A 14,376-nucleotide genomic window follows, 5' to 3' on the forward strand; every position below is an offset into this window, starting at 1 on the left:
GCCTAGGAGCCACCTTGACCATCCGCGTGATGCTCGTCGACGACCAGGAACTGCTGCGCACCGGGTTCCGGATGATCCTGCAGTCACAGGGGGACATCGAGATCGCCGCCGAGGCGGGCGACGGCGCGCAGGCCCTGGAGCTGCTGCGGCACACCAGGGTGGACGTGATCCTGATGGACGTCCGGATGCCCCGCCTGGACGGCGTGCAGGCGACCCGCCGGATCTGCCTGGCCGAGGACGGCAGCCCGCTGCCGGGCGCCCCCCACGTGCTCATCCTCACCACCTTCGACCTGGACGAGTACGCCTTCGCGGCGCTCAAGGCCGGCGCCAGCGGCTTCCTGCTCAAGGACGTCCCGCCGACCGAACTGGTGGCCGCGATCCGCGCGGTGCACGGCGGGGAGGCGGTGGTCGCGCCGACCACCACCCGCCGGATGATCGACCGCTTCGCCGAGGTGCTGCCCACTCCGCACAGCGCGCCCGGCTCGGATGTCCTCGGCCCGCTCACCGAGCGTGAGCGGGAGGTGTTCCTGCTGGTCGCCCAGGGCCTGTCGAACGGTGAGATCGCGGCCCGGCTGGTGCTCTCCGAGGCGACCGTGAAGACCCATGTCGGCCGGATCCTGGCCAAGCTCAACCTGCGCGACCGGGTCCAGGCCGTGGTGCTGGCGTACGAGGCCGGGCTGATCCGGGCCGGCGCCACCGACTGAAGCCCACGCCCAGGCCCACGACCAGGCAGGACCAGGCACGCCGACTCAGGCCGCCGGCCAAGCCCGCCGACCAGGGCCACCGCCCCGGGGGCGCCCGTACACTGGGGCGGTACGTCCGGTACCCCCAGATGGACCGGAACGGCCATTCACGACAAGGGTGGACGCGTGGATCCGTCCGACTTCGCCGCCTTCGGCGAGTTCTCCCCGCTCAGCGACGGCCTCGGCAGCGGCCTCGGCGATCCCGGCAGCCGTCCGGCCCGGCTGGCCGTCGGCGTGGTCGGCACCGGCCGGGTCGGCCCGGCGCTGGGCGCCGCGCTGCAGCTCGCCGGGCACACCGTGGTCGCCGCCTCCGGGGTGTCCGCCACGTCCCGCCGCCGCGCCGAGGCGCTGCTGCCGGGGGTGCGGATCGTCACCCCGCCGCAGGTGCTGGCCGCCGCCGACCTCGTCCTGCTGACCGTCCCCGACGACGCGCTGGCCGACCTGGTCACCGGGCTGGTCGCCACCGGCGCGGTCCGCCCGGGCCAGCTGGTCGTGCACACCTCCGGCGCGCACGGCGTCGCCGTCCTGGAGCCCGCCACCCGGGCCGGGGCGCTGCCGCTGGCCCTGCACCCGGCGATGACCTTCACCGGCACCTCGGTCGACCTGGCCCGGCTGGCCGGCTGCCCGTTCGGCGTGACCGCGCCGGACGAGCTGCGGCCGGTCGCCGAGGCGCTGGTCGTGGAGATGGGCGGCGAGCCCGAGTGGGTGCCCGAGGAGGTCCGCCCGCTCTACCACACCGCCCTGGCGCACGGCGCGAACCACCTGGTCACCCTGGTCGCCCAGGCGATGGAGCTGCTGCGCACGGCCGGCGTCGCCGAGCCCGGCCGGATGCTCGGCCCGCTGCTGGGCGCCGCCCTGGACAACAGCCTGCGCTCCGGCGACGCGGCCCTCACCGGCCCGGTCGCCCGGGGCGACGCGGGCACCGTGCGGCGCCACCTGGCGCAGCTCACTACGGTGTCCCCGGACATCCCGGCGGCCTACCGGGCGATGGCCCGCGCCACCGCGCAGCGGGCGCTCGCCAACGGAACGATCGACGAAACGTCGGCGGCGGCGCTGCTGGACGTACTGAACGAGGAGAAGCGCTAGATGGCACGCGGAAAGCAGCCGAGCAAGCCCCAGCGGACGCCGAAGGTCCACCGGGCCGTCGTCACCCGCACCGTGGACGACTTCGAGGCCGCGTTCTGGCCGGACGAGCGGCCGGTGGACAACGCCGTCGTGATGACCATGGGCGCGCTGCACGAGGGCCACGCCGCGCTGATCCGGGCGGCCCGCAAGCAGGTCGGCCAGGAGGGCCGGGTCGCGGTGACGGTCTTCGTCAACCCGCTGCAGTTCGGCCCGGCCGAGGACCTGGACCGCTACCCGCGCACCCTGGACGAGGACGTGCGGCTGGCCGAGGAGAACGGCGCCGACGTGGTCTTCGCGCCGTCCGTCGAGGAGGTCTACCCGAACGGCGCGCCCCAGGTGCGCATGACGGCCGGCCCGATGGGCGAGCGCTTCGAGGGCGCCACCCGCCCCGGCCACTTCGACGGCGTGCTGACCGTGGTCGCCAAGCTGCTGCACATCACCGACCCGGACTTCGCGCTCTTCGGCGAGAAGGACGCCCAGCAGCTGGCGATCATCCAGCGGATGGTCGCCGACCTGGACTTCGACGTCGAGATCGTCGGCGTGCCGACCGTCCGCGAGGAGGACGGCCTGGCGCTGTCCTCGCGCAACCGGTTCCTGTCGGAGGAGGAGCGGGCGCGGGCCCTCGCCCTGTCCAAGGCGCTGTTCGCCGGCCGGGACGCCGCCGCGCAGGGCCCGAAGGCCGTCCGCGAGGCCGCCTCGGCCGTCCTCGCCGCCGCCGAGGACCTCACCCCCGACTACCTCGCCCTGATCGACCCGCACGACTTCACCGAGGCGGCGGACGACTTCCAGGGCGAGGCGGTGCTGGCCGTCGCCGCGCAGGTGGGCTCCACCCGCCTGATCGACAACGTCCGCATCATCGTTCGCTGACCGGTTCGCCGACCGGTTCACCCACCGCTCTTCACCGACCGGTTCACCCACCGCTCAGCCGACCGCTGAGCCCGCGAGACCCCCTTCAGGCATGCACTCACAGGAGGCGTGACCCCATGCTCCGCACCATGCTCAAGTCCAAGATCCACCGGGCCACGGTGACCCAGGCCGACCTGCACTACGTCGGTTCGGTCACCGTGGACGAGGACCTGCTCGACGCCGCCGACCTGCTCCCCGGCGAGCTGGTCCACATCGTCGACATCAACAACGGCGCCCGGCTGGAGACGTACACCATCGCCGGCCCCCGCGGCACCGGCGTGATCGGCATCAACGGCGCCGCCGCCCGCCTGGTCCACCCCGGCGACCTCGTCATCCTCATCGCCTACGGGCAGATGGACACGGCCGAGGCCAAGGGCTACGAGCCGAAGGTCGTCTTCGTGGACGAGCGGAACCGGATCACCGGCCTGGGCGGCGACCCGGCCGAAGCCCGGGAGGGCACCGGACTGCTCCGCGGCGACGCGGCGTACGGTGACGGCAACGGCGCGGCCACCGCCGCCGCGCGCTGAAGGAGTCACTGACGCCATGTCCACGCATCGCCTCACCGCCCCGGCCCCCGGCTGGACCGCCACCACGGACGTGGTCGTGGTCGGCTCCGGGGTCGCCGGCCTCACCGTCGCGCTCAACGTCCGCAAGACCGGCCTGCGGGCCATGGTGGTCACCAAGGCGATGCTGGACGACGGCTCCACCCGCTGGGCGCAGGGCGGCATCGCGGCCGCCCTGGGCCAGGGGGACACCCCCGAGCAGCACCTGGCGGACACCCTGGTGGCCGGCGCCGGGATCTGTGACGAGGACGCCGTGCGCACCCTGGTCACCGAGGGCCCGGACGCCGTCCGCCGGCTGATCGCGGTCGGCGCCGCCTTCGACCGGGGCGAGGACGGCGAGATCCTGCTGACCCGCGAGGGCGGCCACCACCGCCGCCGGATCGTGCACGCCGGCGGGGACGCCACCGGAGCCGAGATATCGCGCGCCCTGGTCGCGGCCGTCCGCGCCGACCCCGAGATCGAGCTGATCGAGCACGCGCTCGTCCTCGACCTGCTCACCGACGCCGACGGCCACGCCGCCGGGCTCACCCTGCACGTGATGGGCGAGGGCCAGCGCGACGGCGTCGGCGCCGTCCGGGCCCGCGCGGTGGTGCTCGCCACCGGCGGCATGGGCCAGGTCTTCTCCGCCACCACCAACCCGCCGGTCTCCACCGGCGACGGCGTGGCGCTCGCGCTGCGGGCCGGGGCCGCCGTCACCGACCTGGAGTTCGTCCAGTTCCACCCGACCGTGCTCTGGCTCGGCCCGGACGCCGAGGGCCAGCAGCCGCTGGTCTCCGAGGCCGTGCGCGGCGAGGGCGCCCACCTGGTGGACGCGGACGGCGTCCGCTTCATGGTCGGGCAGCACGAGCTGGCCGAGCTCGCCCCGCGCGACGTCGTCGCCAAGGCGATCACCCGGCGCATGCAGGAGCAGGGCGCCGAGCACATGTTCCTGGACGGGCGGCACTTCGGCGCCGAGATGTGGGAGCGGCGCTTCCCGACCATCCTCGCCTCCTGCCGCGCACACGGCATCGACCCGGTCACCGAGCCGATCCCGGTCGCCCCGGCCGCGCACCACGCCTCCGGCGGCGTCCGCACCGACCGGCACGGCCGCACCAGCGTCCCGGGCCTGTACGCCTGCGGCGAGGTCGCCTGCACCGGGGTGCACGGCGCCAACCGGCTGGCCTCCAACTCGCTGCTGGAGGGCCTGGTCTTCGCCGAGCGGATCGCGGCCGACCTGGCCGGGCGGCACCGGGCCGGCGACCTGCCCGAGCGCACCGTGGACGTGGACGCCGCGCGGGCCGCGCACGCGGTGCCGCTGCCCCCGTCCGAGGCGCGCGCCGAGATCCAGCGGCTGATGTCGCGCGGCGCGGGCGTGGTGCGCACGGCCGCCTCGATGGCCGACACGGCCGCGGGGCTCGCCCTGATCGCCGAGCAGGCCTACGCGCACGTCGCGGAGGAGAAGCCGGCCGACCCCCGGGTGGAGACCTGGGAGGCCGCCAACCTGCTGCTGGTCGCCACCGCGCTGGTGTCGGCCGCCGCGCAGCGCGAGGAGACCCGCGGCTGCCACTGGCGCGAGGACTACCCCGAGCGCGACGACGCCCACTGGCGGCGCCACCTGATCACCACCCTCGCCGCCGCCGGCGGCCCCGTCAGCAGCATCCCTGAGGAGCAGTAGAGCCATGACCCACTCCCACGAGGAACTCCCCCTGGCCGACCAGACCGGCGGCTGCGGCGACGGCTGCGCCTGCGGGGACGGCGAGAGCTACGAGACCGGGCTGGACCCGCAGCTGGCCGAGCTGCTGGAGCAGGCCGGGCTGGACCCGGTCGAGGTCGAGGACATCGCCACCCTGGCGCTGGCCGAGGACCTGGCCGGCGGCGAGGACGTCACCTCGGTGGCCACCGTGCCCGCCGACGCCGTCGCCACCGCCGACTTCACCGCCCGCCAGGCCGGCGTGGTGGCCGGCCTGCGGGTCGCCGAGGCGGTCCTCTCGCTGGTCTGCGAGGAGGAGTTCGAGGTCGAGCGGCACGTCGAGGACGGCGACCGGGTGGCGGGCGGCCAGGTGCTGCTGTCGGTGCGCTCCCGCACCCGCGACCTGCTGACCGCCGAGCGCAGCGCGCTCAACCTGCTCTGCCACCTGTCCGGCATCGCCACCGCGACCCGCGCCTGGGCGGACGCCCTGGAGGGCACCGGCGCGGTCGTCCGGGACACCCGCAAGACCACCCCGGGCCTGCGCGCGCTGGAGAAGTTCGCGGTGCGCTGCGGCGGCGGCGCCAACCACCGGATGGCGCTGTCCGACGCCGCCCTGGTCAAGGACAACCACGTGATCGCGGCCGGTGGCGTGGCCGAGGCGTTCCTGGCCGTCCGGGCCGCGTACCCGGACCTGCCGGTCGAGATCGAGGTGGACTCCCTGGAGCAGATCGCGCCGGTGCTGGACGCCGGGGCCGACCTGATCCTGCTGGACAACTTCACCGTCGAGCAGCTGAAGGAGGCCGTCTCCCTGGTGGCCGGCCGGGCGAAGCTGGAGGCCTCCGGCGGACTGACCCTGGCCGACGCGCGCGAGGTCGCCCAGACTGGTGTCGACTACCTGGCGGTGGGCGCGCTCACGCACTCCTCGCCGGTCCTCGACATCGGCCTGGACCTGCGCGCCTGACCGTCCGGGCCAGCGCAGACCCGTCCCGACTCGCAGAAAGCGGCCCATGCTCCTCACGATCGACGTCGGCAACACCCAGACCACACTCGGCCTGTTCGACGGCGAGACCGTGGTGGAACACTGGCGGATCTCCACCGATCCGCGTCGCACGGCCGACGAACTGGCGGTGCTGCTGCAGGGGTTGATGGGCAACCACACCGCGGTCCGGGAGGCCGCGGTGGAGGGCCTGGCGATCTGCTCGTCCGTTCCCGCCGTGCTCCACGAGCTCCGCGAGGTGACCCGCCGCTACTACGGCGACGTGCCCGCGGTGATCGTGGAGCCCGGCGTGAAGACCGGTGTGCACGTCCTGATGGACAACCCCAAGGAGGTCGGCGCCGACCGGATCGTCAACGCGCTGGCCGCCAACCACCTGTACGGCGGTCCCTGCATCGTGGTCGACTTCGGCACCGCGACCACCTTCGACGCGGTCAACGACCGCGGCGACTACGTCGGCGGCGCGATCGCCCCCGGCATCGAGATCTCCGTCGAGGCGCTCGGCGTCCGCGGCGCCCAGCTGCGCAAGATCGAGCTGGCCCGCCCGCGCAACGTGATCGGCAAGAACACCGTGGAGGGCATGCAGTCCGGCATCCTCTACGGCTTCGCCGGCCAGGTCGACGGCCTGGTCGAGCGGATGGCCCGCGAGCTCGCCAAGGACCCGGACGACGTCCAGGTGATCGCCACCGGCGGCCTCGCCTCCCTCGTCCTCGGCGAGGCCACCAGCATCGACGTCCACGAGCCCTGGCTGACCCTGATCGGCCTGCGGCTGGTGTACGAGCGCAACCGCCCGAGCTGAGCGGCCCTCAGAAGCCGGGCGTCGGGGCGGCGGGCCTCGTGCTCCCCTGATGCCCGGCTGACCCGGTGCACCCCGACGGCGTTACCGGCCCGGCGGAGGAATCCCTCCGCCGGGCCGAACGGGGGTGGGTCGGCGCGAGGTTACCGACAAATCGGATATTCCTCACGTAGTGTCAGCCCATGCCTACGCCACACGGATCGCGCGGCGGCATGGCCTTCAGCGCCGACGAAGTCCGCGTGCTGCGCCGAGCCCTCGCCCAAGCCCTGCACCCCGCCGTCCCCGTCCACCTCCAGGGGCCCGACCGGACGGCGTTCGCCGGGCCGGGCGCCGAACTCTGGGCGGAGGACGTCCAGGAGGCGCTGCGCCTCACCGAGGCGATCGACGAGGCCGTCCAGGAGGGCGGCCGACTGCGCGCCTTCCTGCTCGCCGACCTCGGCCGCTACCGCTCCGCCCTGCCCGGCAGCGCCCCCGGCTACCTGGAACGGCTGGAGGAGGCGGTGTCCGACGGGTACCTGCCCGGGCCCGAGGACCTCACCGCACTGCGCGGGCTGTCCCGGCAGCCCTGCGGGCAGGGCGAACGGTCCCGCCGCTCCCGGCTGGCCGGGCGCTGCCACGCACTGGCCGAGGCCGCCGTCCGCGAACGCCTCGCCCTCACCACCGGACAGCCGCGCCACCTGGTGGCCGTACCGAGCCCCGCCGCACCCCCGAACAGTCACCCCACCCACGTAGGAGGACGGACCACCATGAGCAGCACCGACTCCCGCCCGGAGCAGCCCGCCGAGCCCTCCGCCGCGAAGACCCCGCCCCGCCCTCACCGGATGCCCACCCCGGCCGAACTCTTCGGCCGCCGCCCCAAGCCCCCGGTGCAGCCCGAACTGCCCGCCGACCAGACCCCCGACGACCTGGAACTCGCCACCGGCACCGGCTGAGCCGCCCGCGCCCCGGGGGGAGGCCGCCACCGCGGCCTCCCCCCGGGCTCATCCCGTCGCGGAGCACCGTGTGTGGCTGGCTACCCTTGTGGGGTGAGCGATCAGAGCCTTGTCCCCGCGACCGACGACCTTCCCGAGCAGATGCGCGTCCGGCGCGAGAAGCTGGACCGGCTCCGGGCGGCCGGTGTCGACCCGTACCCGGTCGGATTCCCCCGCACCAGCACCATCGCGGACCTTCGTGCCAAGCACCCCGACCTGGAGCCGGACACGGCCACCGGCGAGCGGGCCGGCGTCGCCGGCCGGGTGATCCTCTCCCGCACCGGCGGCAAGCTGTGCTTCGCCACCCTGCGCGACGGCACCGGCGACCTGCAGGTGATGTTCTCCCTGGACCGGCTCGGCGCGGAGCGCCTGGCAGCCTGGAAGTCCGACATCGACCTCGGCGACCAGGTCGGCGTCGAGGGCGAGGTGATCACCTCCAAGCGCGGCGAGCTGTCGGTGATGGTGGACCGCTGGGAGCTCACCGCCAAGTGCCTGCGTCCGCTGCCGGACAAGCACAAGGGCTTGACCGACCCGGAGGCCCGGGTCCGCCAGCGCTACGTGGACCTGATCGTCAACCCGGAGGCCCGCGAGATCCTGCACCTGCGCAGCCGCGTGGTCCGCTCGATCCGCCGCACCTACGAGGACCGCGGCTACATCGAGGTCGAGACCCCGATGCTGCAGCCGGTGCACGGCGGCGCCAACGCCCGTCCGTTCCGGACCCACATCAACGCGTACGACATCGACCTCTACCTGCGCATCGCCCCCGAGCTGTACCTCAAGCGGCTGGTGGTCGGCGGCGCCGAGAAGGTCTTCGAGATCAACCGCAACTTCCGCAACGAGGGCGCGGACTCCACCCACAACCCGGAGTTCACCTCGCTGGAGTCGTACGAGGCCTACGGCGACTACGACACCCAGGCCGAGCTGATCCGCGCGACGATCGTCAACGCGGCCCGGGACGCGCTGGGCACCACGGTGATCAAGGGCGTGGACGCGCACGGCGTCGAGCACGAGATCGACCTGGCCGAGCCGTGGGAGGAGATCGGCGTCTACCCGGGCATCTCCGCCCGCCTGGGCACCGAGGTCACCCCGGAGACCGGCGTCGAGGAGCTGCGCAAGCTGGCCACCGCGCACGGCATCCCCTTCGAGAAGGACTGGGGCCACGGCCAGATCGTGCTGGAGATGGTCGAGCGCCTGCTGGAGGAGAACGCCGTCCGGCCGACCTTCATCAAGGACTACCCGACCGAGGTCTCCCCGCTGACCCGCCAGCACCGCTCGATCCCGGGCGTGGCCGAGAAGTGGGACCTGGTGATCTTCGGCACCGAGATCGGCACCGCCTACTCCGAGCTGGTCGACCCGGTCGAGCAGCGCGCCCGCCTCACCGCCCAGTCCCTGCTGGCGGCCGGCGGCGACGTCGAGGCGATGCAGGTGGACGAGGACTTCCTGCGCGCCCTGGAGTACGCGATGCCCCCGACCGGTGGCCTCGGCCTCGGCGTGGACCGTCTGATCATGCTGCTGACCGGCAAGAACATCCGGGAGACCGTGCTCTTCCCGCTGGTGAAGCCGGAGCCCAAGGCTGCCGCCGCGACGGCGGAGAAGACCGAGGAGGAGTGACCTGATGGACTACGTCAGCGCGATCGTGCCGCCGCTGGTCATGGCGATCGGTTTTGGATTCCTGGTGCGGGCCATCGTCCGCAGCCAGGGCGGGAACCAGAAGGCCAAGGAAGACTTCGACTGATCCCCCCGGGGGCCCGGACCATCCGCCGGCCCCCGGACCGACCCGCGAGCGAACCCGCGACTGACGCCGTCAGCCGCCCCGGACGACCGGCGCGCCGCCATTCCCGATTCCCGGGGGTGGCGGCGCGCCGGTTTGGCGCACTTCACAAGATTTGCCCCATTCACTCCCTATCCTGTCCGCACTATGGTCCGGCAACTCGGCGAACTTGAGAACGCCATCATGACCCGGGTGTGGCAGTGGAACCGACCGGTGACGGTTCGCGAGGTTCTCCTCGATCTGCGGTCGGAACGCGAAATCGCGTACACCACGGTGATGACGGTCCTGGACAAGCTCCACAGAAAGGGCTGGCTGCGCCGCGACCGGGTCGGCCGGGCCTATCGATATGAACCGGTCTCCTCGCGCGAGGCGTACACGGCGGCCCTGATGAACGACGCCTGGGCCACCAGCGACAATCCGGCGGCGGCCCTGGTGCACTTCTTCGGCCTGATGTCGCCCGAGCAACGCGAGGCACTCCGGGACGCGTTGCGGGTGGCCGCTCCGTTCCCGCCCGATCCGCCGGGCGCGGATTCCGCGGCGGACGGACCGGATACCGGGGAGACCGCGCCGGGGCCGACACGATAACGTCCCGCCATGGAGGTCACCATCCGCCGCGCACGGACCACGGACGTGCGGGCAGTACGCGGGCTCATCGACGCCTACTCGCGCGACGGCATTCTGCTGGACAAGCCCACCGTCACACTGTTCGAGTCCGTCCAGGAGTTCTGGGTCGCGGAACGCGACGACAACGGCGTGGTGGTGGCCTGCGGCGCCCTGCACGTGATGTGGGAGGACCTGGCCGAGGTCCGGACGCTCTCGGTGGATCCGGCCTGCCGCGGCCACGGGATCGGGCACCTGCTGCTGGAGAAGCTTGTGCAGACGGCGCGTTGGCTCGGCGTCCGTCGGATTTTCTGCTTGACGTTCGAGGTCGCGTTCTTCGCGAAACACGGTTTCGTCGAGATCGGCGAGCTCCAGGAAACCGATGATGGTACGACAGACCCGGCGGCGATCGCTACGGATGTCTATGAAGAACTCCTCCGCTCGTACGATGAAGGCGTCGCCGAGTTCCTTGACCTGGAGCGCGTGAAGCCCAACACACTGGGCAACTCGCGCATGCTGCTCCACCTCTGAGCGGCTCCGCGCGGGTCAGGGGTTTGTGTTTTCCGGAGAAAAGCGCTTTCCTTTCCTCAGGCAATGGGTCGTTTAGCGGAAAGGGAAGCCCGTGGCACAGAGGGTGCAGGTCATTCTTGAAGACGATCTCGACGGCGGTTCGGCGGACGAGACGGTGACGTTCGCGCTCGACGGCGTTGCCTACGAGATCGACCTGAAGAGCGCCAACGCGGACAAGCTCCGCGGTCTGCTGGCGCCGTACGTGGAGAAGGGCCGCAAGCAGAGCGGCCGGCTCGCCGGCCCGCGACGGCCGGGCCGCGGCTCGGCCCAGCGCCCCGCCGGCGGCGCTCCGGACACCGCGAAGGTCCGCGCGTGGGCCAAGGAGCAGGGCATGGAGGTCAACGACCGCGGCCGGGTGCCGAGCACGGTCCGCGAGGCCTACGACAAGGCCAACGCGTCCTGATCCCGGCGCCGCCGGCACGCCGGAGCGGGTGCGGGGCCCCGGCGGCCGCTCGCGGCGCCGACGACACACGCGCGGGGCGCGGAGGAGACTCCTCCGCGCCCCGCGGCGCGCGCCCGCACGGCCGCGCGGCCCCCGCTGCCGGGGGGCGTCGGGGGTCTCGGCTCGGGCGGCGGAACAATCACGAGCTGTGCAACGCTGTAGGGGCGAAGCGGTAACGCCGGACAGCGCCGGGATGGCATACCGGCCGTCCCGGCCGACGTTCAACCACCGCCACCGCGGCCCGACTTCTCGCCAGGCGAACACCGCCACCGCGGAAACTGCGCGAGAAGCGCCCCGATACCGGGTATGAATGCAGGTGGACGGGTTCTCGACCCGTCCAGGGGCAGTATGCGTGACCGGCCGCAGGGGGTCCGGCTGCGTCCCGTCGGCGCTTGTTCGCCGATGGCGTAGCGGATTCCCGTGCATCCGGCCCTCCTGCGGGAACACCGTTTCCCAGCATCAGGTTGGGATTGGTGTCGGCTGGTCGCGCAGCATCTCGCTCCCGTACCGGGGAGTGAATCCGTGGGCCGCGCCGCTGAGCGGGACTAGCATGCGGAAGGACAGGGCGGGGACGGACCCCGAACTGCCCGACCGCTCTGAGGAGCGATAAACGATGTTCGAGAGGTTCACCGACCGCGCGCGGCGGGTTGTCGTCCTGGCTCAGGAAGAAGCCCGGATGCTCAACCACAACTACATCGGCACCGAGCACATCCTCCTGGGTCTGATCCACGAGGGCGAGGGCGTCGCCGCCAAGGCCCTGGAGAGCCTCGGGATTTCTCTTGAGGCCGTTCGCCAGCAGGTCGAGGAGATCATCGGCCAGGGCCAGCAGGCCCCGTCCGGTCACATTCCCTTCACCCCCCGGGCGAAGAAGGTCCTGGAGCTGTCGCTCCGGGAGGCCCTTCAGCTCGGCCACAACTACATCGGCACCGAGCACATCCTGCTGGGCCTGATCCGCGAGGGCGAGGGCGTCGCCGCCCAGGTCCTGGTCAAGCTGGGTGCCGACCTCAACCGGGTGCGCCAGCAGGTCATCCAGCTGCTCTCCGGCTACCAGACCGGCGGCGGCAAGGAGTCGGCCACGGCCGGCGGGCCCGCCGAGGGCACCCCGTCGACCTCGCTGGTCCTCGACCAGTTCGGCCGCAACCTCACCCAGGCCGCCCGCGAGGCCAAGCTCGACCCGGTCATCGGGCGCGAGAAGGAGATCGAGCGGGTCATGCAGGTGCTGTCCCGCCGCACCAAGAACAACCCGGTGCTGATCGGTGAGCCCGGCGTCGGCAAGACCGCCGTGGTCGAGGGCCTGGCGCAGGCGATCGTCAAGGGCGAGGTCCCGGAGACGCTCAAGGACAAGCAGCTCTACACGCTGGACCTGGGCGCCCTGGTGGCCGGCTCGCGCTACCGCGGTGACTTCGAGGAGCGCCTGAAGAAGGTGCTCAAGGAGATCCGCACCCGCGGCGACATCATCCTGTTCATCGACGAGCTGCACACCCTGGTCGGCGCGGGCGCCGCCGAGGGCGCCATCGACGCCGCCAGCATCCTCAAGCCGATGCTGGCCCGCGGCGAGCTGCAGACCATCGGTGCCACCACCCTGGACGAGTACCGCAAGCACCTGGAGAAGGACGCCGCGCTGGAGCGCCGCTTCCAGCCGATCCAGGTCGCGGAGCCCTCGCTGCCGCACACCATCGAGATCCTCAAGGGCCTGCGCGACCGCTACGAGGCCCACCACCGGGTCTCCATCACGGACGCCGCCCTGGTCGCCGCCGCCACCCTGGCCGACCGGTACATCTCGGACCGCTTCCTGCCGGACAAGGCGATCGACCTGATCGACGAGGCCGGCTCCCGGATGCGCATCCGCCGGATGACCGCGCCGCCGGACCTGCGCGAGTTCGACGAGAAGATCGCCGACGTGCGCCGCGAGAAGGAGAGCGCGATCGACGCGCAGGACTTCGAGAAGGCCGCGTCCCTGCGCGACGACGAGAAGCAGCTCCTGCAGGCCAAGGCCAAGCGCGAGAAGGAGTGGAAGGCCGGCGACATGGATGTCGTCGCGGAGGTCAACGAGGAGCTCATCGCCGAGGTCCTGGCCACCGCCACCGGCATCCCGGTCTTCAAGCTGACCGAGGAGGAGACCTCCCGCCTGCTGCGCATGGAGGACGAGCTGCACAAGCGCGTCATCGGCCAGAAGGACGCCATCAAGGCGCTCTCCCAGGCCATCCGGCGCACCCGTGCGGGCCTCAAGGACCCGAAGCGTCCCGGCGGTTCGTTCATCTTCGCCGGCCCGTCCGGCGTCGGTAAGACGGAGCTGTCCAAGACGCTGGCGGAGTTCCTCTTCGGCGACGAGGACGCGCTGATCGCGCTCGACATGTCCGAGTTCTCCGAGAAGCACACCGTCTCCCGGCTGTTCGGCTCCCCGCCCGGCTACGTGGGCTACGAGGAGGGCGGCCAGCTGACCGAGAAGGTCCGCCGCAAGCCGTTCTCGGTCGTCCTCTTCGACGAGGTCGAGAAGGCCCACCCGGACATCTTCAACTCGCTGCTGCAGATCCTGGAGGACGGTCGCCTGACCGACTCCCAGGGCCGCGTGGTCGACTTCAAGAACACCGTCATCATCATGACGACCAACCTCGGCACCCGGGACATCTCCAAGGGCTTCAACCTGGGCTTCGCGGCCACGGGCGACACCCAGACCGGGTACGAGCGGATGAAGGCGAAGGTCGGCGAGGAGCTCAAGCAGCACTTCCGCCCCGAGTTCCTGAACCGCGTCGACGACATCGTGGTGTTCCACCAGCTGTCCGAGGAAGACATCATCCAGATCGTCGACCTCATGATCGACAAGGTGGACGAGCGGCTCAAGGACAAGGACATGGGCCTGGAGCTCAGCGTCGAGGCCAAGAAGCTGCTGGCCAAGCGCGGCTACGACCCGATCCTGGGCGCCCGGCCGCTGCGGCGCACCATCCAGCGCGAGATCGAGGACCACCTCTCCGAGAAGATCCTCTTCGGTGAGCTGCGGGCCGGCCACATCGTCGTCGTCGACGTCGAGGGCGAGGGCAAGGAAGCCAAGTTCACCTTCCGCGGCGAGGAGAAGTCGGCCGTCGCGGACACCCCGGCCGCGGTCGCCTCGTCCGGTCCGGACCTGACGAAGTAGCCCAACTTTTAACAGACAACTTCACAGCAACCGAGCCCCCGGCGTCCGCGCCGGGGGCTCGGTGCGTTCCGGGCGTCCGGTGCCGGTTCCGGT

Annotated in this window: 13 protein-coding genes; all 13 read left to right on the plus strand. The window is 72.2% G+C overall.

Translation table 11 applies throughout. The annotated features are described in order from the left end of the window. Positions 1–14: 14 nt before the first annotated feature. Complete coding sequence (locus tag AC0B61_RS07615; protein WP_471739668.1) at positions 15–704, plus strand: response regulator; 690 nt, start codon at positions 15–17, stop codon at positions 702–704. Between the two features lie 261 nt (positions 705–965). After that, a complete protein-coding gene (locus AC0B61_RS07620) occupies positions 966–1,829 on the plus strand; it encodes a Rossmann-like and DUF2520 domain-containing protein (RefSeq protein ID WP_471739801.1) in 864 nt (287 codons plus the stop codon). Then, a complete protein-coding gene (panC, locus tag AC0B61_RS07625) occupies positions 1,830–2,735 on the plus strand; it encodes a pantoate--beta-alanine ligase (RefSeq protein WP_471739669.1) in 906 nt (301 codons plus the stop codon). Between the two features lie 116 nt (positions 2,736–2,851). Next, on the plus strand, positions 2,852–3,301 hold the full coding sequence (panD, locus tag AC0B61_RS07630) for an aspartate 1-decarboxylase (RefSeq protein ID WP_471739670.1): 450 nt from the start codon (positions 2,852–2,854) through the stop codon (positions 3,299–3,301). A 16-nt stretch (positions 3,302–3,317) separates the two neighbouring features. Continuing rightward, complete coding sequence (locus AC0B61_RS07635) at positions 3,318–4,991, plus strand: L-aspartate oxidase (protein WP_471739671.1); 1,674 nt, start codon at positions 3,318–3,320, stop codon at positions 4,989–4,991. A 4-nt stretch (positions 4,992–4,995) separates the two neighbouring features. Continuing rightward, complete coding sequence (nadC, locus tag AC0B61_RS07640) at positions 4,996–5,967, plus strand: carboxylating nicotinate-nucleotide diphosphorylase (protein WP_471739672.1); 972 nt, start codon at positions 4,996–4,998, stop codon at positions 5,965–5,967. 46 nt (positions 5,968–6,013) lie between these two features. Next, a complete protein-coding gene (locus AC0B61_RS07645; RefSeq protein ID WP_471739673.1) occupies positions 6,014–6,799 on the plus strand; it encodes a type III pantothenate kinase in 786 nt (261 codons plus the stop codon). A gap of 179 nt (positions 6,800–6,978) precedes the next feature. Beyond that, entirely contained in the window at positions 6,979–7,728 is a 750-nt protein-coding gene (locus AC0B61_RS07650; RefSeq protein ID WP_471739674.1) for a hypothetical protein, read from the plus strand. Between the two features lie 93 nt (positions 7,729–7,821). After that, positions 7,822–9,378: a bifunctional lysylphosphatidylglycerol synthetase/lysine--tRNA ligase LysX gene (gene lysX, locus AC0B61_RS07655; protein ID WP_471739675.1), complete on the plus strand. Its 1,557-nt coding sequence runs from the start codon at positions 7,822–7,824 to the stop codon at positions 9,376–9,378. Between the two features lie 307 nt (positions 9,379–9,685). Next, positions 9,686–10,123, plus strand: coding sequence for a BlaI/MecI/CopY family transcriptional regulator (locus AC0B61_RS07660; RefSeq protein ID WP_471739676.1), 438 nt, complete (start codon positions 9,686–9,688; stop codon positions 10,121–10,123). 9 nt (positions 10,124–10,132) lie between these two features. After that, a complete protein-coding gene (locus tag AC0B61_RS07665; RefSeq protein WP_471739677.1) occupies positions 10,133–10,669 on the plus strand; it encodes an amino-acid N-acetyltransferase in 537 nt (178 codons plus the stop codon). Between the two features lie 91 nt (positions 10,670–10,760). Next, a complete protein-coding gene (locus AC0B61_RS07670) occupies positions 10,761–11,111 on the plus strand; it encodes a histone-like nucleoid-structuring protein Lsr2 (RefSeq protein ID WP_471739678.1) in 351 nt (116 codons plus the stop codon). 652 nt (positions 11,112–11,763) lie between these two features. Beyond that, on the plus strand, positions 11,764–14,283 hold the full coding sequence (locus tag AC0B61_RS07675) for an ATP-dependent Clp protease ATP-binding subunit (protein WP_471739679.1): 2,520 nt from the start codon (positions 11,764–11,766) through the stop codon (positions 14,281–14,283). Positions 14,284–14,376: the final 93 nt, after the last annotated feature.

Source organism: Kitasatospora sp. NPDC023385 (genome assembly GCF_055664045.1).